Annotated in this window: 26 protein-coding genes; 24 read left to right on the forward strand and 2 right to left on the reverse strand. The window is 56.2% G+C overall.

Annotated features, from left to right (window positions below):
- Positions 1-5: 5 nt before the first annotated feature.
- A complete protein-coding gene (locus tag AB9K34_RS02210; protein ID WP_369952814.1) occupies positions 6-1,052 on the reverse strand; it encodes a LacI family DNA-binding transcriptional regulator in 1,047 nt (348 codons plus the stop codon).
- 139 nt (positions 1,053-1,191) lie between these two features.
- Between AB9K34_RS02210 and AB9K34_RS02215 the strand changes: the two genes are divergently transcribed.
- The 17 genes from AB9K34_RS02215 (at position 1,192) to AB9K34_RS02295 (ending at position 18,542) form a co-directional block, all read left to right on the forward strand.
- The gene (locus tag AB9K34_RS02215) at positions 1,192-2,697 is read left to right on the forward strand and encodes a sugar ABC transporter ATP-binding protein (protein ID WP_369952815.1); all 1,506 of its coding nucleotides are present in this window, start codon (positions 1,192-1,194) and stop codon (positions 2,695-2,697) included.
- Between the two features lie 9 nt (positions 2,698-2,706).
- The gene (locus tag AB9K34_RS02220) at positions 2,707-3,726 is read left to right on the forward strand and encodes an ABC transporter permease (RefSeq protein WP_369952816.1); all 1,020 of its coding nucleotides are present in this window, start codon (positions 2,707-2,709) and stop codon (positions 3,724-3,726) included.
- A gap of 21 nt (positions 3,727-3,747) precedes the next feature.
- On the forward strand, positions 3,748-4,797 hold the full coding sequence (locus AB9K34_RS02225; RefSeq protein ID WP_369952817.1) for a substrate-binding domain-containing protein: 1,050 nt from the start codon (positions 3,748-3,750) through the stop codon (positions 4,795-4,797).
- 194 nt (positions 4,798-4,991) lie between these two features.
- Complete coding sequence (locus tag AB9K34_RS02230; protein WP_369952818.1) at positions 4,992-5,954, forward strand: YncE family protein; 963 nt, start codon at positions 4,992-4,994, stop codon at positions 5,952-5,954.
- Complete coding sequence (locus AB9K34_RS02235; protein WP_369952819.1) at positions 5,951-6,961, forward strand: 4-hydroxythreonine-4-phosphate dehydrogenase PdxA; 1,011 nt, start codon at positions 5,951-5,953, stop codon at positions 6,959-6,961. The genes AB9K34_RS02230 and AB9K34_RS02235 overlap by 4 nt, the downstream gene beginning before the upstream one ends.
- Positions 6,962-6,972: 11 nt before the next feature.
- Complete coding sequence (locus AB9K34_RS02240) at positions 6,973-8,148, forward strand: L-rhamnonate dehydratase (protein WP_369952820.1); 1,176 nt, start codon at positions 6,973-6,975, stop codon at positions 8,146-8,148.
- 2 nt (positions 8,149-8,150) lie between these two features.
- Entirely contained in the window at positions 8,151-9,065 is a 915-nt protein-coding gene (locus AB9K34_RS02245) for a dihydrodipicolinate synthase family protein (RefSeq protein ID WP_369952821.1), read from the forward strand.
- Entirely contained in the window at positions 9,066-10,568 is a 1,503-nt protein-coding gene (locus AB9K34_RS02250; protein WP_369952822.1) for an aldehyde dehydrogenase (NADP(+)), read from the forward strand. It begins immediately after the preceding gene.
- A gap of 60 nt (positions 10,569-10,628) precedes the next feature.
- Positions 10,629-11,669 carry a LacI family DNA-binding transcriptional regulator gene (locus AB9K34_RS02255; RefSeq protein WP_369952823.1) on the forward strand — a complete coding sequence of 347 codons (1,041 nt, stop codon included), beginning with the start codon at positions 10,629-10,631 and terminating at the stop codon, positions 11,667-11,669.
- A 90-nt stretch (positions 11,670-11,759) separates the two neighbouring features.
- Positions 11,760-12,848 carry an ABC transporter ATP-binding protein gene (locus AB9K34_RS02260; RefSeq protein WP_369952824.1) on the forward strand — a complete coding sequence of 363 codons (1,089 nt, stop codon included), beginning with the start codon at positions 11,760-11,762 and terminating at the stop codon, positions 12,846-12,848.
- 27 nt (positions 12,849-12,875) lie between these two features.
- Positions 12,876-14,204 (forward strand): extracellular solute-binding protein, encoded by a 1,329-nt coding sequence (locus AB9K34_RS02265; RefSeq protein WP_369952825.1) that lies wholly within the window; start codon positions 12,876-12,878, stop codon positions 14,202-14,204.
- A gap of 79 nt (positions 14,205-14,283) precedes the next feature.
- A complete protein-coding gene (locus AB9K34_RS02270) occupies positions 14,284-15,213 on the forward strand; it encodes a carbohydrate ABC transporter permease (protein WP_369952826.1) in 930 nt (309 codons plus the stop codon).
- Between the two features lies 1 nt (position 15,214).
- A complete protein-coding gene (locus tag AB9K34_RS02275) occupies positions 15,215-16,087 on the forward strand; it encodes a carbohydrate ABC transporter permease (protein ID WP_369952827.1) in 873 nt (290 codons plus the stop codon).
- Positions 16,087-16,830, forward strand: coding sequence for a cytochrome b561 domain-containing protein (locus AB9K34_RS02280; RefSeq protein WP_369952828.1), 744 nt, complete (start codon positions 16,087-16,089; stop codon positions 16,828-16,830). The genes AB9K34_RS02275 and AB9K34_RS02280 overlap by 1 nt, the downstream gene beginning before the upstream one ends.
- On the forward strand, positions 16,830-17,750 hold the full coding sequence (locus tag AB9K34_RS02285; RefSeq protein ID WP_369952829.1) for an SMP-30/gluconolactonase/LRE family protein: 921 nt from the start codon (positions 16,830-16,832) through the stop codon (positions 17,748-17,750). The genes AB9K34_RS02280 and AB9K34_RS02285 overlap by 1 nt, the downstream gene beginning before the upstream one ends.
- Positions 17,751-18,078: 328 nt before the next feature.
- On the forward strand, positions 18,079-18,264 hold the full coding sequence (locus AB9K34_RS02290) for a helix-turn-helix transcriptional regulator (RefSeq protein WP_246870465.1): 186 nt from the start codon (positions 18,079-18,081) through the stop codon (positions 18,262-18,264).
- Between the two features lie 77 nt (positions 18,265-18,341).
- Positions 18,342-18,542: a hypothetical protein gene (locus tag AB9K34_RS02295; RefSeq protein WP_369952830.1), complete on the forward strand. Its 201-nt coding sequence runs from the start codon at positions 18,342-18,344 to the stop codon at positions 18,540-18,542.
- Here the strand turns inward: AB9K34_RS02295 and AB9K34_RS02300 are convergent.
- Positions 18,536-19,114: a hypothetical protein gene (locus tag AB9K34_RS02300; protein WP_369952831.1), complete on the reverse strand. Its 579-nt coding sequence runs from the start codon at positions 19,112-19,114 to the stop codon at positions 18,536-18,538. The two genes, AB9K34_RS02295 and AB9K34_RS02300, sit on opposite strands and share 7 nt — an antisense overlap.
- Before the next feature lie 132 nt (positions 19,115-19,246).
- On the opposite strand from AB9K34_RS02300, the gene AB9K34_RS02305 reads away from it, so the two are divergent.
- From AB9K34_RS02305 to AB9K34_RS02335, 7 genes are all read left to right on the forward strand, one after another.
- Positions 19,247-19,561: a hypothetical protein gene (locus AB9K34_RS02305; RefSeq protein ID WP_008335576.1), complete on the forward strand. Its 315-nt coding sequence runs from the start codon at positions 19,247-19,249 to the stop codon at positions 19,559-19,561.
- Positions 19,503-20,186 (forward strand): lytic transglycosylase domain-containing protein, encoded by a 684-nt coding sequence (locus AB9K34_RS02310; protein ID WP_369952832.1) that lies wholly within the window; start codon positions 19,503-19,505, stop codon positions 20,184-20,186. Before AB9K34_RS02305 ends, AB9K34_RS02310 begins: the two co-directional genes overlap by 59 nt.
- A gap of 16 nt (positions 20,187-20,202) precedes the next feature.
- Positions 20,203-20,484 carry a TrbC/VirB2 family protein gene (locus tag AB9K34_RS02315; RefSeq protein ID WP_040181317.1) on the forward strand — a complete coding sequence of 94 codons (282 nt, stop codon included), beginning with the start codon at positions 20,203-20,205 and terminating at the stop codon, positions 20,482-20,484.
- A gap of 131 nt (positions 20,485-20,615) precedes the next feature.
- Positions 20,616-20,894, forward strand: a complete 279-nt coding sequence (locus tag AB9K34_RS02320; RefSeq protein ID WP_369952833.1) for a type IV secretion system protein VirB3 — start codon at positions 20,616-20,618, stop codon at positions 20,892-20,894.
- Positions 20,869-23,262 (forward strand): type IV secretion system protein B4, encoded by a 2,394-nt coding sequence (locus AB9K34_RS02325; RefSeq protein ID WP_369952834.1) that lies wholly within the window; start codon positions 20,869-20,871, stop codon positions 23,260-23,262. Before AB9K34_RS02320 ends, AB9K34_RS02325 begins: the two co-directional genes overlap by 26 nt.
- Positions 23,259-23,468: a hypothetical protein gene (locus AB9K34_RS02330; RefSeq protein WP_369952835.1), complete on the forward strand. Its 210-nt coding sequence runs from the start codon at positions 23,259-23,261 to the stop codon at positions 23,466-23,468. Before AB9K34_RS02325 ends, AB9K34_RS02330 begins: the two co-directional genes overlap by 4 nt.
- Positions 23,465-24,550, forward strand: a 1,086-nt coding sequence (locus AB9K34_RS02335) for a lytic transglycosylase domain-containing protein (RefSeq protein WP_369952836.1), incomplete at its 3' end; no start/stop codon positions are given. The genes AB9K34_RS02330 and AB9K34_RS02335, both read left to right, overlap by 4 nt.

The following is a 24,550-nucleotide window of genomic DNA, read 5'->3' on the forward strand; positions in this document are numbered from 1 at the left end:
ACGGACTATCCATTTTCACTCATTTTCACGGTTGAGCCGGGGATCAGTTTAAAACCAACATCATGTGAACGCCGCAGCGGCTCCCCGTTTATCTGCGAAAGAACCATCTCGGCTGCAATCTGGCCGATCCTAAGATGTGGGACGGCGATGGAGGTCAGCCGGTAGGGTTGGATCGAGGCTATTGGCAGATCACCCCAACCGGCGATTCCGATATCATCGGGGATCGAAAGGCCGCGTTTTTGACAATACTGCAACCCGCCAACCGCCATGTTGTCATTCTGGAAAAAGATCACTTCAATCCCATCGTGGGCGGCCAAAAGTTGTTCAGTACCATAGAACCCTGTGTAGAACCCCGGCGCATCCTTGAGCAGAAGTTGCTTTTCAAGTGATCCGCCAGAATCCGAAATGACCTTTGCGAAGCCCGATAGGCGTGTACTTGCGGCATTTGCCGTATCATGGGATGTCCCGACATAGCCGAATTTGGAATAACCCAGCCCGATCAAGTATCGGCCCATTGCATATCCGCTGTCAAAATGGTTCAGACCGACAGACATATCGAGGGGGCCAGTATTTACATCCCAAATCTCGACGACGGGAATGCCCGCACCGCGAATTAGTTGAATTGATTTCGGTGTGTGCGAGCGACCAGTAATAATCAAGCCCGCAGGTTGCCAAGACAGAACAGTTTCCAACCAGCGCTCTTCTTGAATCAAAGCGTGGTCCGTCATCCCCAACACGGTCTGGTGTCCAAAAGCCCCTAGCTTGCGGTCGATTCCCTCAAGAACCTGCGTAAAGATTTCATTTCCGAGCTCAGGAATGGATACACCAACAAAAGTCGACTTTTGGTCGCCCGCAAAAACTGTGGCAAGGCGATTCGGGACGTAGCCAAGTCGGTCGACTTCAGCCATGACTTTGGCACGAGTCTCTTCTGAGTACCCGCCCTCATCCCGCAAAACCCGACTCGCCGTCATCTTGGAGACGCCAGCGGCCTTTGCGACTTGAGCCATACTTATCTTATTGTTGTTAATTACTTTTTCCTTACTCTTGCTCATCTCATTGCGGCTTACGTTACGGGTAACTCTTTTTTGTTGACAGCTGCTGTAATCAGGAGAATGCTAAACGAACGTTACGGGTAACTCAACGAAGATGTTGAGGAGCATCGGGTTACCTGACCACCTGGGAGGATCTCGCGTGACCAGCGCAATGCAGAACAATCTGTTTTTTGACCGTATTCAAAAGCACTTCGGCGGCACCTATGCGCTGCGCGACGTTTCCTTGAACATTGAACGTGGCGAGATCGTCGCTTTGCTCGGTGAAAACGGTGCGGGTAAGTCAACCCTGATCAAGATCCTCGGTGGCATCCATAAGCCGGACGAAGGTCGGATCTTGATTGACGGCAACCCTTACGAACATCGCCCCGGTGGGTTTGGTGGGCGTCAGTCAGTGGCCTTCATTCACCAAGATCTTGGCATGATCGAATGGATGACGGTTGCCGAAAATATTGCGCTGGCGTTGGGCTATTCCCGCAAGGGCGGGCTGATCAGCTGGGGCTCGGTAGAAGAGTTCGCGCATCAAGCTTTGGACAAAGTGGGTTGTGACATTGATCCGACGACGCGGGTTCAGGACTTGTCGCGGACCGAGAAATCTCTGGTCGCAATTGCACGTGCCTTAGCTGTGGATTGTGACTTCCTTGTTTTAGACGAACCAACAGCCTCTCTGCCAGCCGATGAAGTCGAACGCCTGTTTGAAGCGCTGCGTCCGCTGAAAGAGCAGGGCGTGGGAATGATCTATGTATCCCACCGTTTAGACGAAATTTTCCAAATTGCGGATCGCGTCGCAGTTCTACGAGATGGTGAATTGGTGGGCATGCGCGCCATTCGCCACACCACGCCGGAAGAGTTAGTTTACATGATTGTGGGTCGCAAGACGCGACAGGTTCTTAAACCAAAGGCCGCTCCAGGCGACGCTATTTTGAGCGTGCGCAATCTTCAGGTGGATGCCGCGGGACCGGTAGACTTCAGTCTGCACCGGAATGAGATAATTGGCCTTGTGGGTCTGCGCGGAGCAGGGCACGAGCATGTGTCGCGGGCGCTCTTTGGATGTGAACCCTTTTCGGGCTCAGTCGCAGTCAATGGACGCGCGCCAAATCTGAAATCTCCACAGGCCGCGCTGCAATCGGGAATCGGGCTCGTTGCGCGGGATCGCACTGCGGAGTCCGTTGCGATGTCGCTGTCCATTCGTGAAAACACCTTCCTAAACCCAGCCGCAGTTGGTCGAAAGCCGTTTTCTTTCATGAGACCGCGAGATGAGACCGCTTTGGCTGAACATATCGGCCGCAAGGTCGCACTGTCACCGAATGATCAATCCATGTCGATTGAGAGCCTGTCAGGTGGCAACCAGCAAAAGGTGGTGATCGGCCGCTGGCTTGAAACCAAACGCGAATTGTTGATCTGCGAAGATCCGACCGCAGGCGTGGATGTGGGGGCGAAAGCTGAAATCTATGCGCTTTTGAACACTGCCGTTGAGGATGGTGTGGGAATTGTTGTGGTGTCCACCGACTTTGAAGAAGTAGCCGCAATTTGTCACCGCGCAATCGTTTTCAGCCAAGGCAAAATTGCCGGCGAACTCACTGGAACCGAATTGACAACTGAAAACCTAATCCAGGTCGCATCCGCGTCCAACGTGGCGACTTACTGAGGAACCACTATGCAATCGCTTGAATCCAACGCCCTTGAACCAACCAAAGCAGAGTTGAAAAACGCCAGCTCCCGGACAAGACTCCTGCGTCTGCTGCCTGTCTACGGTTTGGTCATCCTGACAGCGCTCTTGATCCTGCTATTCTCGATCCTGCTGCCGAACACATTCCCGACCGTGTTGAACCTGCGGGCGATCATCTCGGACAAGGCTATCATCGCCTTACTCTCCCTCGGGGCGATGATCCCAATGGCCGCCGGTCGGATCGACCTGACCGTCGGCTATGGGATCGTATTGTGGCATATTTTGGCGATCTCGATGCAGACAATCTATGGCCTGCCTTGGCCGATGGCTGTGGCAATTGTGCTTGTTTTGGGTCTACTCACTGGCTTCCTGAACGGTCTTTTAGTTGAAATCGCGCAGATCGACAGTTTCATCGCAACATTGGGCACGGGCACTGTGCTTTATGCTCTGGCTCTGTGGCACACCGGTGGCCGTCAGATGGTGGGCGCATTGCCCGATAGCTTTTATGCGATCAACGGCACTTTTGTGTTTGGCCTGCCGATCACCGGTTACTACGTGCTAGGGGTCACGTTCGCCATGTGGCTGATCCTGGAATACACGCCGATTGGTCGCTACCTGTACGCAATTGGCGCCAATCAACGAGCCGCGCAGCTGAACGGTATTCCGACCCGGAAATTCGTAATCGGCGCTTTTATGTCCTCTGGTTTCATCACGGCCTTTGCAGGTGTGCTTCTGGCATCGAAACTGCGTATTGGTCAGGCCTCGGTGGGACTGGAGTTTCTGCTGCCTGCACTCGTTGGAGCTTTTCTGGGTTCAACAACCATAAAGCCAGGCCGCGTGAATGTGTGGGGCACTATCGTTGGTGTTGCCATCCTCGCTGTGGGCATCTCGGGTATTCAGCAATTCGGAGGATCCTTCTGGGTCGAACCGATGTTTAACGGTGTAACCTTGCTAATCGCGATCGGCATTGCGGGTTACGCCCAACGGCGCAAAGGCGCCAAGAAGTGAGCCCAGCATACGGAGGAGATTATGCTTAAACGTTCCCTAATGGCGGTTTCTACTGCCGCCCTTCTTTCCGGTATGGGTGTACCGGTTTTCGCGGAAACACCTTTTGACGGCCCAACAGCAGGTCCAGCCGCAGCGGAAGGCAAATCTATTGTCGTCGTTGCAGGGGACCTAAAAAACGGTGGCATCCTCGGTGTAACCAACGGCGTGGAGGAAGCCGCTGAGACCATCGGCTGGGATCTGCGAGTTCTAGATGGTGCTGGCTCGATCCAAGGTCGTACTGCGGCCATCGGTCAGGCGGTAGCGCTGAACCCAGCTGGGATCATAATCAACGGTTTTGACGCTATCGAGCAGCAGGCGGCGCTGGAAGGCGTTACCGGTGCAGGTATCCCAATCGTGGCCTGGCACTCCGGGCCAAAAATCGGCTGTGATGCTCCGGGCGGCATTTTCGCAAATGTCTCGACGGATGCAATGACCGTTTCCGAAGTGGCCGCCGAATGGGCGATCAAAGACGCCGGTGATGGGGCAGTAGGAGCAATCATCTTCACCGACAGCACCTATCAAATTGCGATCGATAAAGCGGACCGTATTAAAGAGACCATCGAAAGAATGGGCGGCACGGTTCTGGAGTATGTCGATACTCCCATCGCTGACACGTCTTCCCGTATGGGTCCTTTGACCACCAACCTACTGCAAAAGTACGGCGATCAGTGGACACATGCTCTAGCGATCAACGATCTCTATTTCGACTTCATGGGCCCAGCTTTGGCCGCTGTTGGCATTAGCAGCGCCGATGGCCCTCAAGCGGGTTCTGCCGGTGACGGTTCTGAAGCGGCCTTCCAGCGTATTCGCACGGGCAACTACCAGACCATCACAGTGGCAGAACCACTGAACCTGCAAGGCTGGCAGTTGGTTGATGAGCTTAACCGCGCAATCCAAGGTGAGGCATGCTCTGGCTACATCACGTCCCCGGCCTTGGTGACCCAAGAAGGTCTCGCCAATCTGGGTGATAGTAACCAATTCGATCCTGACAGCCCATACCGTCAGGCCTATTCAGCGATTTGGGGAAAATAAACCTCAACCTCTAGGTGGTTTCCCAGACCTCTTCTGCGAGGGTGTGCTAACCGGCCCGAAGCAGAATTTGAGCAGTCGAAGCACGATCGGCCCTCCACAAACCAAGAAACTACGATGAAGTTTGGGATTGACGCTACAAAATGTGACCGGTAACTTGTGACCGGTCACATTTCTAGATTGAATAGGAGTTCGCTGTGCCACAGTCCATGATGCTCATTGAAAAATGCAGTCACAGTGTCAGCTGGTACGATATTGAGACCGGCGCGCTGCAAGGGCGCCTGGGGCTTCCTGAATATCCTCATGAGTTTGTCGTCGATGACGACTTTCATTTCGCATACGTCGGCCATTACGGCGTGATAAACTCGGGTGCCGAGGGCACAGATGGTCGTTCGGTCGTCGTGATCGATATCCGTAAACAGGACATCGTCCACACCTACGATCTAGGCGAGCATGCCCGCCCACACGGAATAGGCTTGGACCAAGCAGGAAGACTATATGTTTTATCCGAGTGGTCAGGGCATTTGTTGGTCAAAGAGAACCCGCGCGCCTTCGATCAGGGATGGGACCACATCACGCCGGTGGGCGGTGACAAACCGCACCTCTTTGCTCTGACGCGGGATGGACGAACAGCCTATTCGATGAACCTGAACTCAGGGGACGTCACTGTATTTGATCCATATGACGCCTCTGTTTCGCCAAAATCGATCAAGACAGGAAACAAGCCCGAAGGTCGCTGCCTACGCGAAGATGCTGGAATTCTTTACACGTCGCAACGGATTTCGAACACCGTTGCGGTCATCGACACCGCGACATTGGCGGTCAAACGCACCTTTACAACTCCAAACGACCCATGCCGCATTTACTATGACTCGAGGCGCAACCGGCTGGTGACAATGAACCATCACGGGGGTTCATTCAGCGTTTTTGACGAAGCCAGTGGTGAGATGCTGCACGAGCAAAAAACGCCTGCCAACCCCCTCGCACTGTGCATCGATGACGAAGCATCTTTCGCGTACATCGCAATCGACTGTGAACAGGTGCAGCGGTTCAACCTCGACACATTCGAGGTCGTGCAGACCTTTGAGACCGGCAAAGAGCCAGACGTGATGGTCATCCTGCCGGACGGATTTTCTGAACATTGGGAGAACAAGTCGTGAGCAAGCCACGTATTGCGATTGTACCGGGCGATCCTTCGGGCATTGGGCCGGAATTGATTGCAAAATTAGTAAATGAAGAGGACATCCTTGACGGCGCACATGTCCTTTTGGTTGGCGACGGCCATTTGTGGCAACAGGGCGCGAAACAAGCGCACCTTGAGGTGCCTTTAAACGCGATTTCCGAGGGAGAGGTCACAAATCAATCCGGAATCTCCCATCTGGATCTAGACACGATTGATCCTGCTGACATCCAGATTGCCAAAGTCACGGTAGCCGGCGGAACTACGTCTTTGCGGTGCCTTGATAAGGCCCTGGACCTAGCCCAAGCAGGGCTTGTCGATGGCATTCTCTTTGGTCCCTTCAACAAGGCTGCTATGACGTCTGCTGGTTTGAACGCCGAAGACGAGCACAAGTACATGGCCCGCTACTTGGGCTATGTAGGTTACCATTCCGAAATTAACGTTCTCGATGCGTTGATGACCACACGTGTGACATCACACATCGGTCTAAAAGAAGTTGCCGAAAACATCTCGCAAGAGGGCATTTTGAAAGCTGTGAACCTTGCCAACGATACGCTGCGCAAGGCCGGGAAAACACGTCCAAGCATAGCGGTTGCGGCCCTGAATCCACACGCGGGCGACAACGGAAAATTTGGTCGTGAAGAGATTGAGACAATCGAGCCGGCTGTCAAAAAAGCACAGGAAAAGCAGATGGATGTGACAGGCCCTTGGCCGTCTGACACAGTTTTTCTTAAGGCGAAGCGCGGCGAAGTGGACGCCGTCGTGACCATGTATCACGACCAAGGCCAGATCGCGATCAAACTGATGGGATTTGAACGCGGTGTGACCGTTGCGGGCGGCTTGCCGATCCCGGTGGCAACACCGGCCCACGGAACCGCTTTTGACATCGCAGGACAGAACAAAGCCAACCTTGGCGCAACACGGCAGGCCTTTGACCTGCTGGTGCGCATGGCAAAAACACACCGCGCCGAACGTGACGCGATCTAAGGAGACGACATATGACCAAAATTAAGTCCGTCCGCACCCGTGTATGGAACTGGACCGGCCTAACCGTGCCACCAGCGGGCAATTTTTGCACCAACGCGTCAGACGTCCTTTGGGACAAGGGCGACGCAATGTCGTCATTCCGTTTTCACAACTGGCTCACCTGCGAAATTGAAACCGAAGATGGCACCGTCGGCATCGGGAACGCAGCACTCGCTCCGACTGTTGTCAAGAAAGCGATTGATGACTGGTTTGCGCCTATGGTCATCGGCGAAGACCCCTTTGACTACGCCTATCTTTGGGAAAAGATGTACCGCCGCTCTCATGCTTGGGGCCGCAAAGGAATCGGCATGACTGCGATTTCGGCTATCGACCTGGCGATATGGGATTTGATGGGCAAGCTGACCGGCAAACCGGTGTTCAAACTTCTTGGTGGACGAACAAAAGAGAAAATCCCAGTTTATTATTCCAAGCTTTATGCAGGCTCAATCGAGTCCATGCAGGCGGAAGCGGAAGAAGCCAAGAAAAACAACTACCAAGGCTATAAGATGCGCTTTGGTTGGGGCCCGAAAGACGGCATGGCCGGCATGCGCGAGAACCTGAAACGGGTGGAAGCCGTCCGTGAAGTCATCGGCTATGACGTGGACCTGATGCTGGAATGCTATCAGGGCTGGAATCTGGATTATACCAAACGCATGCTGCCGAAGCTGGCGAAATACGAGCCACGCTGGCTGGAAGAGCCAGTGATCGCGGATGATGTGGAAGGCTACCGTGAGCTCAACGCGATGAACATCGTTCCGATCTCTGGCGGGGAACACGAATTTAGCGTGATCGGCTGTAAGGACCTGATCGAGAAGAAAGCAGTGTCCGTTCTGCAGTATGACACCAACCGTGTGGGCGGCATCACGGCGGCGCAGAAGATCAATGCCATCGCTGAAGCCTTCCAGGTGCCGGTCATTCCGCACGCGGGTCAGATGCACAACTACCACCTGACCATGGCCAATGCGAACTGCATGATCAGCGAATACTTCCCTGTGCATGACGTCGAGGTCGGCAACGAGCTGTTCTACTACATTTTCGAAGGCGACCCTGATGCGGTTGATGGCTTCCTTGATCTGGATGACAACCTGCCGGGTCTGGGGATCACAATCAGCGACAAGCACCTCGAACACTTTGAGATCGAGGAATAATCATGTCTGTCTCTTACACAGGAATATGGCCGGTGGCGCCGACGCCGTTTAACGACGATGGCACGCTGGACCTTGAGGGCATGAAGCGGGTGCTGGACTGCCTGATCGATCAGGGGGCAGACGGGATCTGCATTCTGGCGAACTTCTCTGAACAGTTTTTGCTGTCAGATGCCGAGCGTGACGTCCTGACACGTCTGAGCATCGAACACATCGCAGGTCGCGTGCCGGTGATCGTCACGATCAGCCACTATGCGACGCAAATCGCGGTGGAGCGGGCGCAGTTCTGCAAAGATCTGGGGGCGGATATCGTGATGATGATGCCGCCGTACCATGGCGCGTTGTTGAAGGGCACGCCGCAGCAAAGCTTTGATCAGTTCAAAGCAGTTGGCGAGGTCGGTATTCCGATTATGGTGCAGGATGCCCCGCTTTCTGGTGTTGATCTGCCAGTGCCGCTTCTGGTGAAGATGGCGCAGGAAATCGACATGGTGAAACTGTTCAAAATCGAATGCCCACGGGCAGCCAACAAACTGCGCGCGCTGATTGCAGAAGGCGGGGGTGCCATTGAGGCTCCGTTTGATGGCGAAGAAGCGATTACGCTTTTGGCGGATCTGGATGCTGGCGCGACCGGCTCGATGACCTCTGGCATGATCGTGGATCAAATCAAACCGGTTCTGACGCATTACTATGCTGGCCGGATTGATGAGGCGACGGCAGCCTATGGCCGTGTTGCCATGGCGATCAACCACGAAAACCGTCAGTGCGGCTGGCAAAGCTGTAAAGCGGCGATGGTCGAAGGGGGCGTGATCAAATCTGAATTCTGCCGCCATCCGATTGAACCGCTGCACCCTGCGATCCGATCTCGACTGATCGACCTTTTAAAACCGCTGGACCCGCTGGTCCTTAATTGGGGTAAATAAATGATTTTTGGTAAAAACTTTATCGATGGCGCATGGGCTAGCTCTGATGAACGAATGATGTCGCCTGACCTTGAAGGGAAATCTTTTGCCCAAGCAACGGTCGAGCAGGTGGATCTGGCCTGTAAGGCCGCGCGTCGTGACTTTCGGGCATTCAGCAGGAAAACCCGCGCAGAACGCGCAGATTTTTTGCGCGAGATCGCAAAACAAATCGATATTCTAGGAGATGAAATCACCACAACAGGTATGGCCGAAACCGGTCTTCCTGAGGCACGCCTTGTGGGCGAACGTGGCCGCACAACCGGCCAGCTGCACATGTTTGCCGATTTGATCGAAGAAACAGGGTATCTCGATATCCGCAAAAACGGCGCCCTCCCTGATCGGACACCTCTCCCCCGTCCGGATCTGCGCCTGACGCACAAAGCCATCGGCCCAGTGGTCGTCTTTGGTGCGTCGAACTTCCCACTCGCCTTTTCAACAGCTGGTGGCGACACGGCATCTGCATTGGCGGCCGGCTGCCCCGTGATTGTGAAAGGCCATGGTGCTCACGCGGGCACAGCTGAACTGGTTGCGCAGGCGATTGCCAAAGCGATTGACCTGACAGGCATGCCAAGGGCAAGTTTCCAGATGCTGCAAGGCACTGGTTACAAAGTGGGGAGCACGTTGGTACAGCACCCTGAGATAACCGCTGTTGGCTTTACCGGCTCGCTTGCCGGAGGCCGTGCGCTCTATGATCTGTGCCACGCGCGTCCATCTCCCATCCCATTTTATGGCGAGCTTGGCTCAGTAAACCCAATGTTCTGTCTGCCGCTTGCCATGGAAAACCGCGCGGCTGAGATTGGCGCCGGCTGGGCCACATCACTGACCATGGGTGCGGGGCAATTCTGCACGAACCCTGGTGTTGCTGTGATGGTCAAAGGGGCGCCCGCGGACGCGCTTGAAACAGCCTGTGTTGCAGTGCTGAAAGAAATCGCCGAACAAAAAATGCTGACCGACGGCATTCATGAGGCTTTCGAAAAAGGAGTTAAGACCTTCAAAGAGCTGATGGTTGAAGTCGGCTCCTGCGGCACTGCCTTAGCCAAACGCTCAGCTTTGCCAGCGCTATTTAAGGTCTCAGCCAAAGAGTGGATGGCGAACCGCGAACTGCAGGAAGAAGTCTTTGGAGCCGCAGGTATCATAGTTCTCTGCGAAGATGTTGCCGAGATGGAAGCTTTGGCCGAAATTCTCGAAGGTCAGTTGACCACGACCTTGCACATGGATGAAGACGACACGCCCTTGGGCGCGCGGCTTCTGCCAATCCTAGAAGAAAAAGCAGGCCGTATTCTTGCAAATGGATTTCCAACCGGCGTCGAAGTAAGTTCTGCTATGATGCACGGCGGCCCCTATCCGGCCAGCACAGATGTTCGCGCAACTTCAATTGGTACATTGGCCATCGTGCGGTGGCTACGTCCGGTCAGCTACCAAAACATCCCGCAGGCCTTGCTGCCGAAGGAGCTCCAAGAGTAAATGATCTAATTGTGACCGGGAACAAACTGCCCTAATCTTCGAGAAAATTGGAGAACGACGATGGGCAGCAAAACTCCCGGTCACAAACCCGTTACGATGCGCGACGTTGCTAAGGCAGCAGGCGTATCCCGGATGACTGTCAGCCGCGCACTGAAAAAAGACAGTCCGATCACCAAAGAGACGCGTGAACACATCCTGAAAGTTGTCAAAGACATGAACTACGTCCCCGACCAAATGGCCGGGTCACTGACGACAAAGAAATCAGGTTTTGTGGGCGTTCTTCTACCCTCCCTGAACAACCTCCACTTTGCGCAAACTGTCCAGTCACTGACAGAAATTCTGGAGGAGCAGGGACTACAACTTCTACTAGGCTACACTGAGTACAAGCCTAATCGCGAAGAAAAAATTGTCGAAACAATGCTGCGGAGACGACCTGAAGCAATGGTTCTGTCTTATGACGGCCATACCAGAAGAACAGTTGAACTTTTGCGCGATGCGTCCATTCCTGTGATTGAGATCTGGGAGAAACCTACAGATCCGATTGAGCACACGGTAGGCTTCTCGAATGAGCAGGCGTCATACGATATGACTAAAGCGTTGATTGGGCGAGGCTTCAAAAACATCGTCTTCCTTGGTGAGAACGATGATGCCTGGACCCGAGGTGCCGCAAGGCGGACGGGCTTCAAGCGAGCAATGTTAGAATCGGGACGCGATCCTGAAGCAGAAATCCGGTTCGGCAAACCACCGTTATCAATTGAAAACGGCGCTGCCGCCACTGAGTTATTGCTGAAGATGTATCCGGATACAGACTGTATTTTCTGTGTTTCAGATATGGCGGCGTTTGGCGTGCAAAGCCGCTTGAAAGCGATGCATGTGCCCGTCCCAGATCAGATTTCGGTCGTCGGTTTTGGTAATTTTGAGGTATCACAATTTGCCTCACCTACCATCAGTACAGTTGTTGTGGATCCAACAGCCATCGGTCAGGCGACAGGCAGGTTAATTCTCGACCTACTTAGCCCAGGCCGGCATGCACCCGAATCAACGCAACACATCTCACTGCCACCGACGATAGAGTTCCGGGACAGTCTGAAAATCTTCTAAAAATATCCCAAATATCTGGTTTAGAACCTTTTATTTATCTTTGTGACCGGTCCCATTGATGCTATTGTGACCGGTAACAATGGAGGAAAAATGCCAAAAATTCAGCTGGACAACCTCGTAAAACGGTACGGGGACTTCGAGGTTCTTCATGGGATCAACCTCGAGATGGAAGAAAACGAGTTCACAGCGTTCGTCGGGCCGTCAGGCTGTGGAAAATCAACAACCCTGCGCATGATTGCTGGCCTGGAAACTGTATCAGATGGAGAGATTTACATCGACGGAAGGCCCGTCAGTGGGCTTGAACCAAAGGCGCGCGATCTGGCGATGGTATTCCAAGACTACGCGCTTTATCCGCATATGAACGTAGCGCAGAACATGTCCTTCGCGTTGCGCCTGCAAAAAGCGCCAAAGAATGAAATTAATGCGAAGGTGAACGCGGTAGCCGACATGCTTGGCCTCACCGGATTCTTGCATCGCAAACCGGGTGAACTATCAGGCGGCCAACGTCAGCGTGTCGCAATGGGCCGCGCTCTTACACGAGATAGCAGCACTTTCTTGTTTGACGAACCACTGTCCAATCTAGACGCAAAACTGCGTGGCCAGATGCGGGCAGAGCTAGCCCTGATGCGCCAACGGGTTCAGAAGAATATGATCTACGTCACACACGATCAGATTGAGGCCATGACTTTGGCAGATCGTATCGTTGTCATGCACGGCGGTTATATCCAACAGCAAGGCACCCCCGAAGAACTGTACAAGCGGCCCGTTAATAAATTTGTCGCAGGCTTCCTCGGGTCGCCACCGATGAACTTTCTGGATGCGGAACTGACAGAAAGTGACGGAAAACTCGTAGTCCGCGGCGCCGGCTTCAACATCGCTCTCCCGGAATCTCGCCGACAGTCATTACCCGCCAATGCGAAAGGTCCGGTCACCATTGGAATTCGCCCAGCTGATCTGACTTATGGATCCCATGCGGCCGCGGATCAAAGCTTCGATCTTCAGGTGGTCGTGTCTGAATACATCGGCGCACAGTCAGTGCTGATCTGCGATTGTGCAGGTCAGAGGGTCGAAGTGGAGCTTAAGTCTGACACCCCAATCGCGCTCGGCGAAAAGCTGCGCTTTGAGATTAATACAGACGCCATTCATCTTTTCAGTCGCGAAACGGACATCGCCCTTTAAGCGACACAATCAGCAGTGGAGGAGTATATGCTGAACTATCTTAAAAAAGCAGGTGCGGGGGTTGTAGCCTTTACAATGACCGCAACGCTGGCCATGGCAAACCCTTACGAAGAATACGCGGGTGAAACCCTCGTCGTGAACTTCCCAGCCCACCCGCACTTTGATGCGGTCATGAAGGTTCTACCTGAATTTACCAAAGAAACCGGCATCCGGGTCGAAGTCGACCAGCTTCAGTATCTGAAAATGCGCGAAAAGCAAACTCTGGAGTTGACCAAGAATAAGGGTGACTATGACCTGATCGCTTATGTGGTTTTCTCGAAAGCAGACTATGTTTTTGCTGATCAATTGGAGAACCTGGCCAAGTATTTTATGAATCCCAAACTGGCCGACCCAAACTACGATGCGGATGACCTAATTGACGGGTATGTTGCCAACATCGGTATTGCTGGCGGTCACAAAGGCTATCTACCCGGTCCGACTGGTTCATTGTTTGGCATCCCATTCGGCTCTGAGACCTCGATCTTGGGCTACCGAAAGGATATTTTTGAAAAGCACGGCCTAGAAGTTCCGACCAATTATGACGAACTTCTGGAAGTCGCTTGCAAGATTCCCGAGCTAGAGCCGGGCATGGGTGGCCTGGCCTCGCGTGCGGCTTCTGGCCACCACGCCAGCCACGCCTTCTTGTTGCACCTTGCTCCGTTGGGAGGTCGCATCTTCGACGACAAATGGAATCCGACGGTTAACGATGCAGCAGGTGTAAAAGCTGCCGAAACTCTAAAAACTATCGTTGGCTGTGGCGCAGAAGGTGCGGAAACCTTTGGCTTTGCCGAAGCGGGGGCCTCATTTCTACAAGGCAACTCAGCGATGTATCTAGACTCCACCGTTTTCGCCGGTCAGGTCAACGATCCAGAAAAGTCGAAAGTCGTCGGAAAGGTCGGATGGGCCCCGCATCCAGTGGGTACGCGGGCTGGATCCCAGACCGGCGGCTTTGGCATCGGTATTCCAGCCAATGCGCCAAACAAAGAAGCGGCATTCCTTCTGATGCAGTGGCTGACCAGCAAAGAAGCCGACAAAATGATTGCTATTGCAGGTGGAAATCCATCGCGGTTTTCCACTCACCGAGACGCAGACGTGCTTGCGGTTTACCCGCATCTCGAGGTTTTTGGAGAAGCGCTTAAAAATGCCGACCCCGACTGGCGTCCGATTATCCCTGTCTGGGGTAAGATCAACGCGGACCTTGGAACTACCCTTTCCAAAGTTCTGACTGAAGGTGCGGACATCCAAGAAGCGCTGGATGGCGTCGCTGAACGTGCTCGCAGCGTCATGGATGACGCTGGCTACTACACCTGGAACTAAGTCCCTCCTGAGGCGTCGTGCCAAATCTTTCGCGCGGCGCCTCCACAAAATACACTCCAAAAACTGAAGGGCCTCGAACATGAGCGCTGTCGCAAAAGCCAATAGGCTCACCCCTTATATATTTCTTGCTCCAGCCGGCATCGTGTTGATCTTTGCACTGCTATACCCAATCGGATATATGGTTTATGCCAGCTTTCTTGATTGGAGCCCGAGCCAGCGCATCGGTCAGGCCGACTTCGTCGGAATGCGAAACTACGCCAACCTGTTGACTGACGCAGCATTCCTGGAAAGCTTCTGGGTCACTATCAAGTTCGCTGCCGTGGTTGTGACGCTTGAAATGATTATCGGCGTTGGCCTTGCCTTACTACTAGACCGCAACATCAAAGGTATGTCGCTTCTGCGCACGATCTTTATCCTGCCTATGATGATCGCTCCGATCGTTGTAGGCCTGATGTGGCGTTACATGTACCACCCCACTGTGGGAATCTTTAACCGCACACTCAAAAACATCGGCTTCGAAGAAGGTATCCCTTGGCTGTCGGACAGCACCTGGTCCTTTGTGGCCGTGGTCATTGCAGACGTTTGGCAGTGGACTCCATTCATCTTCATTCTTGCGCTTGCTGCCATGCAGTCGCTGCCTCGTTCGGCGCTGGAAGCCGCGGAAATTGACGGCGCGTCCGAATGGCAAAAAATCGTGCTGATCAAGATTCCCTTGATGATGCCGGTTTTGATTGTGACCTTACTGCTGCGCCTGATCGATGCATTCAAAGTTCTCGAAGTGATATTGGTGCTCACCAACGGCGGACCAGGTTTGTCGACAGAGATCGTCGCATTGCGCATTTTCCGCACCGCCCAAGAATTTCAGGAGCTTGGGGAAGCTGCAGCGATGTCGAACTTGCTGCTCTTAGTGCTCATGACGCTGACCATAGGCATGTTTGCTTACACGAAAATACAAGAAACCCGTGCTCTGCGTATGTCCAAGGTCGCTGCACTGGAAGAGGACGAATAAGATGACCTCCCAAAGTCAAAAACAGAACCCAGCGTTTTATGCGCTCATCGCCGCCTTAGTAGTGATGTCGGTTGGCCCCATAGCAATGATGCTTGCCACGTCTTTCAAAACGAATGTCGACATCTACGACCAAAGCGTCTCAGCATTTTTCTTCACTCCTACAATTAGGAATTATGAAACCGTACTTTGCGACGTGTTGTGGTATTCGCCAGAACACGTGGAATATTGCGACCCAACTTTTGGACGAGCTTTGGGCAACTCGCTGATTGTTGCTATAGTATCAACAGGGTTGACGCTTGTGATTGGTTGTATGGCTGCTTACGCTTTGGTGCGCTTCAGGTTCATGGGGCGAGGTGCGGTATCCATGACAACGCTAATGATGCGGATGGTTCCCCCTGCTGTATTGTTGGTGCCGGTGTTTGGCATTTGGACATTCCAATACGGTCTCGATCAATCGTATTCTGGAATAATTCTAGTCTATACTGCCATGAACTTACCTTTTGTTATCTGGATCTTGCAAAGCTTTATCGTTCAGGTTCCAATTCAATTGGAAGAAGCAGCGCGGATGGATGGCGCCAATCCAATCCAAGTGTTTTTTCTCGTGGTGCTGCCGATCATCAAGCCAGGCTTGGCAGCAGCGGCAATTTTCACCTTCCGCATCGCTTGGAATGAGTTCCTGCTAGCAAATGCCCTTCTTGGCCGCTCAACTCGAACTGTTCCCGTAACAATCGTCAACTCAATCACCGAATACGACATTGACTGGGGCGTGATTATGGCAACTGGAATGCTACTCGCAGTGCCACCGATCATCTTTACTTTCGCGGCATCTCGCCAAATCATTACCGGAATGACAGCGGGGGCGGTGAAGGGCTAATGCTCGATTGGTTGCTCACTCCCATTGACCCATCACGGGCGCATGAGGTCGGGTTTGCGGTCTCCTGGCATGCGCGACTTATGACTGTGGCTTGGGGCATACTTGCCCCAAGTGCAGTGGTCGCCGCGCGGTATCTTAAGATCGTGCCCGGGCAGGATTGGCCAAAGGAACTGGATAAAAAAACCTGGTGGCATTGCCACTGGATGGGACAGAGCCTGGCCTATGCCCTGTCATTGATCGGCCTTGGCCTCATACTTGGAGGAGGCGCGTCGGCGGGAATAAACGCCGTTCTGCATCAATGGTTTGGCTATAGTGTCCTTACTCTCGCCACGGCCCAAGTATTACTGGGAGTATTTCGCGGCAGCAAAGGCGGTCCAACGGCTCGTGCAGCGGACGGGAGCCTGAAGGGGGATCACTATGATATGACCCCGTGGCGGTTAAAATTTGAAATGTTGCATCGGATCTTTGGCTACGCTGCGCTGCTCGTTGGAGGTGTCGCGATTGTCTCCGGCCTCTGGGCCGCAAACGCGCCGCGCTGGATGTGGATTGTTATCGTCAACTGGTGGGTCGCTTTGCTGATCCTGTCCGCGATCTTGCAACACCGTGGCCATGCGTTCGACACTTATCAGGCAATATGGGGTCCAGACCCAAATCTGCCAGGCAATCGCATTCCCAAAACCGGTTGGGGGACGCGACGGGCGGACCGCCCAATCAAACCGTCACCTCAAAAAGGAGCTGACTGATGTTTGGAGTTATAGAAGGCACCGGGTTTGAAACCATCGAATCAGAATTCAATGAATGCTTCATTGGTCACGTTCGAGTCGAGCGGCTTTGGACCGGCGCGCGCTGGTCAGAAGGCCCAGCTTGGTTTCCAGCAGGGCGCTATTTGGTTTGGTCGGACATTCCAAACAATCGCCTGATGCGTTGGGATGAAACCGATGGCTCTGTCTCGGTCTTCCGACATCCTTCGAACAACGCCAATGGGAACACTGTCGATCAACAGGGTCGTCTGGTGAGCTGCGAGCATCTGACACGCCGGGTCACACGCACGGAACATGACGGCTCGGTCACCGTGATTGCGGAAAAGTTCCAGGGTAAGCGGCTAAACTCACCTAATGACGTCGTGGTGAAATCGGATGGCTCCGTATGGTTTACCGACCCGTCTTATGGCATAATGATGGACTATGAAGGCGATCGCGCTGAAAGCGAGATCGGCGCCTGCCACGTTTATCGTGTCGATCCCATTTCTGGGACAGTGGAGGCTGTGGCCACCGACTTTTTGAAACCTAACGGGCTGGCGTTTTCCCCCGACGAAACCGAGCTGTATATCGCTGATACTGGTATCACTCACGATCCCGATGGGCCGGCACATATTCGTAGGTTCACACTGAGCCCCGATGGCAAAAGCCTCTCCGGTGGAGCCCTGTTTGCCGAATGCAGCCGCGGTGTCTTTGATGGTTTTCGATTTGATAGAGATGGTCGCCTGTGGAGTTCTGCGGCCGATGGCGTGCATTGCCTTGATAGGACTGGAAACCTAATCGGAAAGATTAGCATTCCGGAAATGGTTGGAAATCTTTGCTTTGGCGGCCCCAAGCGTAACAGGTTGTTCATCGCTGGGACAACTTCACTGTACTCGGTGTTTCTGAACGTAAACGGGGCTTAATTTATTTTTGCACGCATCTAAAAAGTCTGATTGGGAGGCGGAAGGCGCGCAGAATGGTTTTTGCCCAACTTTCGATCCAAGTCTCTAAGGCTGATATTTCGAATTCGGCTGATTATTGCACAATCGACTCAAGAGCCCACAGAACGAAATATTGATGCTGCCGAGACGGATCATCCCGTGACCTGCGTTTCGGCAGGAATCTCATTCCGGCGACCTCGAGCCGCTCCAAGAATTCTTCGCTGCACTTCCGAATGTAACATATATCGCGTGGCGATATTTCGCGCAGCATGTCCGTTTCGCGGGCATGAACTTGCGGGACCGTGTAGCATTGAACATCCAGGACTTGAGACGCGCCCGCGGCCTCAGCCAGGAGGAGCTTGCTCATCGGGCCGACGTGAGCCGCGGCCATATGGGCAAGGTCGAGAACGCCAAGTTCGCGGCCTCGCTCGACCTTCTCGAACGCATCGCCAAGGCGCTCAATGTCGACCCCGAAGTACTCTTCGCGAAGCGCTAGTGCGCTTCCTGAGGCTTTGATCCCGTCCCCCAACGCGAAAGACATAACGGCAAGAACGGTACGAGTGGCGCGGGTACATGGCGAAGAGAAAGACAGGCTGGCCTTTCCAGGAAGGGCTTCTGAACGACGGTGCACAGGAGATCCACCTGTTCACCGATTACCGTTGGAATGATGGTTCGGTGAGCCGCCGCTGGCATGTCGATCCAGAACGTTTTGATGCAGACCTTGCCGACCTGCGCCCAGTCTCCCTGAAGGCATCGGACAGTTCGGATCAGTAGGAAAACCACTCCGAGTGGCCCATGTTGCCCTCGTAGTCGCCGTACTCGACCATGATGCTGCGAGAATAGAAGTGCCATAGGCCACCACCGCTTGGGTAGGCGATCTCCTGACCGCTTTCCGAAATGAATGTCGCGGGCCAGGGCGTGTAGGAACCGTAGACCCGCTGGATGTAGCGGCAGGTCCGGTTCTCGCGATCGCAGGAACGGATCGACCAGTCCCACTGACGCGGCTCGTCGCGCGGCTCGTAGGAGCGCCCGGTGAACCAGATCACATGGGTCCGGTTCAGCCATTCGTATTCCGGTAGGTTGGTGTCGAGCTCGCCCTCGCCGCCGGGCCCGCCCAACTCGACCGGCACATGGGAGAAGGTGCAGATCCCGAAGGGCGGCAGGCTCGGCCAGGGCGTGATGCGGCGGATCATGGTGCGATAGGCACGGGCGCAAACGGCGCTCGGTGGGAACCCTCCCGCCATGCAGAGCATGATGGCGCAGTCGATATCATAGGCCTGCGCCTTCTCAGGGGCTCCGAACACCGCCATCACCCCCATCGCCGCTGCCATCGCCTGTCGCTTCATGTCGCTCTCCCGCAAAAGTTGCGGCAACTATCGTGCAATATGTATTTATCTGCAATATGTCGTATTGACTCCATATGACTTTATGGCCTTAGTGTCGTGAAGTAGAAGGGCTCTCGTGGGGAGAGTCCGAACATGCCGATAGCGCGCAACCAGATCCTGATCACCATCGATGGGGTGAAAGACCTGTCCGAGAAGGGCATCGCGTTCCGCTGCCGGTATGAACTCGTGGGGTTCACGGACGATGGCAAGCCGCGCTACCAGTGCATCTACCTGCGCGAGGGCGAACCGGAAGCCATTCTGGTCTCGACCCGGATCACCCCGCACGGGCCAGAGCCGCGGTATTTCAACATATGGCCGGGGCTCTTCAAACATCATCTCGAGTTCGGTGATGGGCGCGATCTGCGCTTTGGTCCTGACTACAGCATTACCCTCGAGGAGCGCGGCTGACGTCATCGCCTTCGGCCGCGACGGCACGGCCCGGGCCTCGGGCTGGACCTTTCATGGCGATCGACCTGCCTGGGCGGGGCTGGGTGATAGTGCTGAGGCGGAAGTCGTCCTGGCCTCTCTGGACACCGCGCCGCCCTCCGGTCGCGACGGCATCCTCTCCCTGATCCGCGCCACCGCCAATCGCCACGAGAGGAACCGTGCCCTGCGGCAGGTCGGCCTCGATGCAAATGATTGGCAGGTCCTTTTCCAGGCCTTGGTCGAGGCTGAAAGCAGCTACAACCCGACCGCCGTCAGCCCCAAGGGCGCCTATGGTCTCGGCCAACTGATGCCGGAAACGGCCCGCAGCCTCGGAGTCGATCCGCGCGACCCGTCCCAGAACCTCGACGGCGCGGCGCGGTATCTGCTCGCGCAGCTCGCCACGTTCAAGGACATCGACCTGGCGCTGGCAGCCTACAACGCCGGGCCGCATCGCGTGATCGAATATTCCGGCATCCCGCCCTTCTCCGAGACCCGCGACTACATCGCGCGCATCCACCGGATCCGGTCCCGGCTGGCAGGCACGCCCGTTGCCGCTCCGGACATCCGGGTCGCAGACCGAGTGCCGGTCCTCATCGATCTTCAGTAAAACAAGGGAACTTCGCATGCTTCGACATCGCCTCAGCCGCCTCTTGCCTGTCGCCACAACCCTGGCGGCTTTCGCAACACCTGCTCTCGCGCAAGACTTGTCACCGATCCAGACCATGCTGGAAACCGTCGAGGCCGCGCTGACCGGCCCGATCGGGATCGCTGTCGCCACGCTCGCCGTCATCGGCACCGGGTTCATGTGCATGATGGGGCGCCTCAACTGGGGTTGGTTCGCATCGGTCATCATCGGGATCGTGCTGATCTTCTCGGCGGGGACGATTGTGGATGGGTTCTCCTGATGAACCGGAGAGCATTGTGCCTTTCCCGCAAAACGGAATCCTGCGGTCAACTCGAACGCGTTGTGCTCCGCAAACGCTGCCTCGAGTTGCCCTCCGGATGCCCGTCTTTTGCTGAGCGGGAAAGTCACTAGATGGCAGAACGATCCCCTCTCTTTCTGGGCCTCGCCCGTCCGCCCAAGTATCTGGGTCTCCCTGTCGGATACCTGGTGGTGCTGGCGACAGGGATCGTTCTGCCGTTCATCTGGACCAAGTCGATGGTCTTCTTCCTGATTGGTCTCGTCGCCTATCCGATCCTCTGGTTTGTCGCCGACCGTGAGCCGCATTTCTTCGAGGTCCTGCGCATCTCCTACGGCACTGTGCGCCCGACGAAGAACCGGGCTCTGCATGGAGGTGACAGCTTTGGCGCTTGATGCGGGCACACTTTCCACTCACGGAACAGCCCTGCATCAAGCGGGCGGCGGGGAGTTCGCGCGAGAGAGCTATCTCGCCGAACACCTGCCGTATTTTGCCCTCGCCAATGACGATGTCATGGTCCTGCGCGAGGGCGATCTGATGGCGACCCTGCGCCTTGATGGGCTGAACCCGATGACCACTGAGGACGCCCGGCTCGACGCGCTCAAACGCGCGGTCGCGGCCATCGTCGCCCAGACCGGCAACGCCTTCGGCTTCTACATCCACCGGATCTCGGTCCCGCAGGATCTTGGGATGCGCGCGATCGAGGGGGACAGTTTCGCAGCCGCAATCGATGCGCGCTGGCAGGCCCATGTCAAAGACCTCCGCCCGGCCAAGCGCCAGCTCTATCTCAGCGTCATTCGGCGCCCGGACATCTCCGCACGCATTCCGCTCCTGCGCGCGTTGGCCCGTAAGGCCTGGGTCAAGGACCGCGCGACGCGCCTGCAAGAACTGAACGAGGTCATGGGTTTTTTCGAGGTGGCGCTTGCCTCGGCCAACCCTGTGCGGCTGACTCGCAAGGGCGGCGAATGGCTGGGCTATCTCAATACGCTGAACGCGGGGGCATTCTCCCCGATCGCCTTCGGGCAAAGGGCCCTGCCCCTCTCACACACCCTGAGCAACTGCCGCGCCACCTTTGACGGCGACGTCGTCACCCTGACCGATGCCGTGACCGGTCAGACCAAATACGGCGCGCTCTTTTCCATGAAGACCTATCCGGCGCTGACAGATGTGACGTTGCTCGACGCGCTCGACCTGCCCCTCGACATCGTGCTGACGAACTCCTTCAGCCCGATCCCGAACAACATCATGGCCGAACGCATCCAGCGGATCATCCGCCAGATGCACGCGTCCGACGATGCCGCCGTCTCCCTGCGGGAACAACTCGGCCAAGCCGCCGATGATCAGGAGGCAGGCCGCATCGCCTTTGGCGACCATCACCTCTCCATCGCCGTCTATGCGCCTGATCGCGACACGCTCGAACGTGCAGCAGCCCAGATCAAGCGCGTCGGACAGGAGATCATGTCGGTGATCGTGCGCGAAAACATGGCGCTGAAAGCCACCTACTTCGCACAATCCCCCGGCAACTTCGGCTATCGCGCCCGCAAGACGCCGATCTCCTCGATCAACTTCGCCGACTTCGCGGCCCTGCATGGCAGCGTCGAGGGGCGGGGTCCAGATCAGTCGCCCTGGGGTCAGACCATTTCGGTCCTGCCGACGGTCGGCACCTCGGGTTATCGCTTCAATTTCCACGAGGCGGGCAGCCCGGGCAAGGAACCGACCGTCGGCCACACCCTCGTTCTGGGACGCACCGGCACCGGCAAGACGCTCACCACCGCCTTCCTCGCGGCGCAGGCGCAACGGGTCGGCGCGCGGCACTTCTTCTTCGACAAGGATCGCGGCCTCGAGATGGCCGTGCGCGCCCTCGGAGGCCGCTACAACGAAATCCGAGCCGGTGTTCCCACGGGGCTGAACCCGCTTGCGACCGAGACCGATGAGCGTGGCCGCGCCTGGCTCTCGGACTGGCTTGCGACACTTCTCACGCGGAATGGCACGCTGACCGGAGAGCAATCGCGCCATATCCAAAGCGCCGTCGGCCAGAACGCCGATGCGGGTGCGGCCCTACAGCGCTTTGCAAGTTTCGAGACCCTGTTCCAGTCGCTCGACGACGACGGCGAGTTGCAAAGCCGAGTCGCCGAGTGGGCGCCAGGCGGGCGCTATGGCTGGGTCTTTGACGAACCCGAACGCGGGGCGGGTCTCAAGCTCACGGGCGATATCGTCGGGTTTGACATGACCGAAATCCTCGACATGACCACCGAGCGGATGGCGGTGCTATCCTACATCTTCCGCGAGATCGAACGCGTGGTCGAAGACCGCCGCCCCACCATCATCGTGCTCGACGAGGCCTGGAAGCTCTTGGACGATCCGTATTTCGGGGCGCGGCTCGAAAACTGGCTGGTGACGCTTCGCAAGATGAACTGCGTCGTAATCATGATGACTCAGTATCCGAGCCAACTGCGCGACAGCCGCGTCGGCAAGACCATCGTCGAAACCGTCCCGACCCAGATCCTCTTCCCGAACGATCGTGCCACCGTCTCGGATTACGACTTCCTGCGCGTAAACGCCAAGGAGGCAGCCCTTCTCGTCCAACCCACCATTGGCCAGCGCATCGCCCTTGTCCGCTCGGCGGGCGACAGCGTTTTTGTCGATGCCGACCTTTCGGCCCTCGGCGACCTCCTCCCCATCCTTGGTGGTGGTGCCACCGGCGAGGCCCGCGTACCCGCCGATTGGCGCGCCAATCCCGATTTCTGGAGACATGTGATATGAGTTTGAAACCCCTCCTCGCGCTCTGTGCCGCCGCGGGCCTGCTCGCCGCTTGCGAAAAATACACCGAGAAAACCTCGCCCTGCTTCGGACGCAATGGCGAGCCGCAGGTGACGCGGTCCGCGCTTTCCTTTTCGACCATGGGCGCTCCGGTTCAGGAGACGGCCCAACCCGACTGCACCTTCGAGCCCCTGCCCCGTCCGGAATGAGCCGCGCCGCGATCATATCCGCCGGGCTCTGCCTCGGCCTCAGCGGCCTGCCCGCGCATGCCCAGGGCGTGCCGACGCAGGATAATTCCGCGATCGGTCGCGCCATCGCGCGGGTGACGGCACTGGCCGAGGATCTGGGCGTCCAGCAGGACAAGGACCGCACCGAGTCCACGCTGGCCGATGTGCAGGCCGACCAGCTGCGCGTCCTCGAGGAGATGACAGCGGCCATCACCGGCCCCGGATTTGAGGCCCGCGCGCTCGAGGGCAATGCGGATTTCGGGGTGGCGGCGGTCTACCCGAACGCCGACCCAAGCCCGATGAACAGCCGCCTTTTCGGCGAGGGACGAGAGACGGTCGAAATGATGATCGTCGAGGTCGCGGGCGAGTTTGCAGGCGCCCCGGGTGTGGCCCGCGCCGGTCTCTCGGCCACCCAGTGGCGCTGCCTCTTCCAGGCCCTGATCAAACAGGAGAGCCGCTTCAACGTCGCTGCCGAAAGCCCGGTCGGGGCCTATGGTCTGACCCAGCTCATGCCCGGCACCGCGTCTGACCTCGGCGTCGATCGCTATGATGTGAAGGACAACCTGCGCGGCGGCGCGCGTTACATCACCACGCAGCTCAACCGCTTCGGCAACATCCCACATGCACTTGCGGCCTATAACGCAGGCCCCGGTCGGGTCATTGAATATGGTGGCGTGCCGCCCTTTGCCGAAACGCAGGGCTACGTCCGCAACATCTCGAAGTTCTACAACGAATACCTCGCCGTGGTGGGCGGCGCCGATGCGCTCGGCACGCTCTCGCCCTCGGACTTCGCGCTCGCCGAATATGCCAGCATCTCCGAGGCGGGCGTCTATTACGCCGCCGACAGCTCGGCCACCACCGAACAGGTGATCAACCGCTTGCGTGCCATCATCCTGCAGATTGATGCGCAACCCAATGCCAAGGCGGCCTGGGAGCTCAACACCTACGCCAAGGCCGAGATCGGTCGCATCCTCAATCTCCGCGTCCGGCTGATGGCCGCCAACCAGCAGCGCGAGGCGGCTTACGCGCAGCACCTCGTCGCCGACCGGCTGGCCGAGCGCGAC

The sequence above is a fragment of the Sedimentitalea sp. XS_ASV28 genome, assembly GCF_041224545.1.
Lineage (GTDB): Bacteria > Pseudomonadota > Alphaproteobacteria > Rhodobacterales > Rhodobacteraceae > Sedimentitalea.

Excerpts from the sequence above, each read along its gene's own strand:
- AB9K34_RS02210 (WP_369952814.1), bottom strand. The coding sequence starts at position 1,052 with ATGAGCAAGAGTAAGGAAAAAGTAATTAACAACAATAAGATAAGTATG.
- AB9K34_RS02220 (WP_369952816.1), top strand. The coding sequence starts at position 2,707 with ATGCAATCGCTTGAATCCAACGCCCTTGAACCAACCAAAGCAGAGTTG.
- AB9K34_RS02225 (WP_369952817.1), top strand. The coding sequence starts at position 3,748 with ATGCTTAAACGTTCCCTAATGGCGGTTTCTACTGCCGCCCTTCTTTCC.
- AB9K34_RS02240 (WP_369952820.1), top strand. The coding sequence starts at position 6,973 with ATGACCAAAATTAAGTCCGTCCGCACCCGTGTATGGAACTGGACCGGC.
- AB9K34_RS02245 (WP_369952821.1), top strand. The coding sequence starts at position 8,151 with ATGTCTGTCTCTTACACAGGAATATGGCCGGTGGCGCCGACGCCGTTT.
- AB9K34_RS02250 (WP_369952822.1), top strand. The coding sequence starts at position 9,066 with ATGATTTTTGGTAAAAACTTTATCGATGGCGCATGGGCTAGCTCTGAT.
- AB9K34_RS02255 (WP_369952823.1), top strand. The coding sequence starts at position 10,629 with ATGGGCAGCAAAACTCCCGGTCACAAACCCGTTACGATGCGCGACGTT.
- AB9K34_RS02260 (WP_369952824.1), top strand. The coding sequence starts at position 11,760 with ATGCCAAAAATTCAGCTGGACAACCTCGTAAAACGGTACGGGGACTTC.
- AB9K34_RS02265 (WP_369952825.1), top strand. The coding sequence starts at position 12,876 with ATGCTGAACTATCTTAAAAAAGCAGGTGCGGGGGTTGTAGCCTTTACA.
- AB9K34_RS02270 (WP_369952826.1), top strand. The coding sequence starts at position 14,284 with ATGAGCGCTGTCGCAAAAGCCAATAGGCTCACCCCTTATATATTTCTT.
- AB9K34_RS02275 (WP_369952827.1), top strand. The coding sequence starts at position 15,215 with ATGACCTCCCAAAGTCAAAAACAGAACCCAGCGTTTTATGCGCTCATC.
- AB9K34_RS02280 (WP_369952828.1), top strand. The coding sequence starts at position 16,087 with ATGCTCGATTGGTTGCTCACTCCCATTGACCCATCACGGGCGCATGAG.
- AB9K34_RS02285 (WP_369952829.1), top strand. The coding sequence starts at position 16,830 with ATGTTTGGAGTTATAGAAGGCACCGGGTTTGAAACCATCGAATCAGAA.
- AB9K34_RS02295 (WP_369952830.1), top strand. The coding sequence starts at position 18,342 with ATGGCGAAGAGAAAGACAGGCTGGCCTTTCCAGGAAGGGCTTCTGAAC.
- AB9K34_RS02300 (WP_369952831.1), bottom strand. The coding sequence starts at position 19,114 with ATGAAGCGACAGGCGATGGCAGCGGCGATGGGGGTGATGGCGGTGTTC.
- AB9K34_RS02305 (WP_008335576.1), top strand. The coding sequence starts at position 19,247 with ATGCCGATAGCGCGCAACCAGATCCTGATCACCATCGATGGGGTGAAA.
- AB9K34_RS02310 (WP_369952832.1), top strand. The coding sequence starts at position 19,503 with ATGGGCGCGATCTGCGCTTTGGTCCTGACTACAGCATTACCCTCGAGG.
- AB9K34_RS02315 (WP_040181317.1), top strand. The coding sequence starts at position 20,203 with ATGCTTCGACATCGCCTCAGCCGCCTCTTGCCTGTCGCCACAACCCTG.
- AB9K34_RS02320 (WP_369952833.1), top strand. The coding sequence starts at position 20,616 with ATGGCAGAACGATCCCCTCTCTTTCTGGGCCTCGCCCGTCCGCCCAAG.
- AB9K34_RS02325 (WP_369952834.1), top strand. The coding sequence starts at position 20,869 with ATGGAGGTGACAGCTTTGGCGCTTGATGCGGGCACACTTTCCACTCAC.
- AB9K34_RS02330 (WP_369952835.1), top strand. The coding sequence starts at position 23,259 with ATGAGTTTGAAACCCCTCCTCGCGCTCTGTGCCGCCGCGGGCCTGCTC.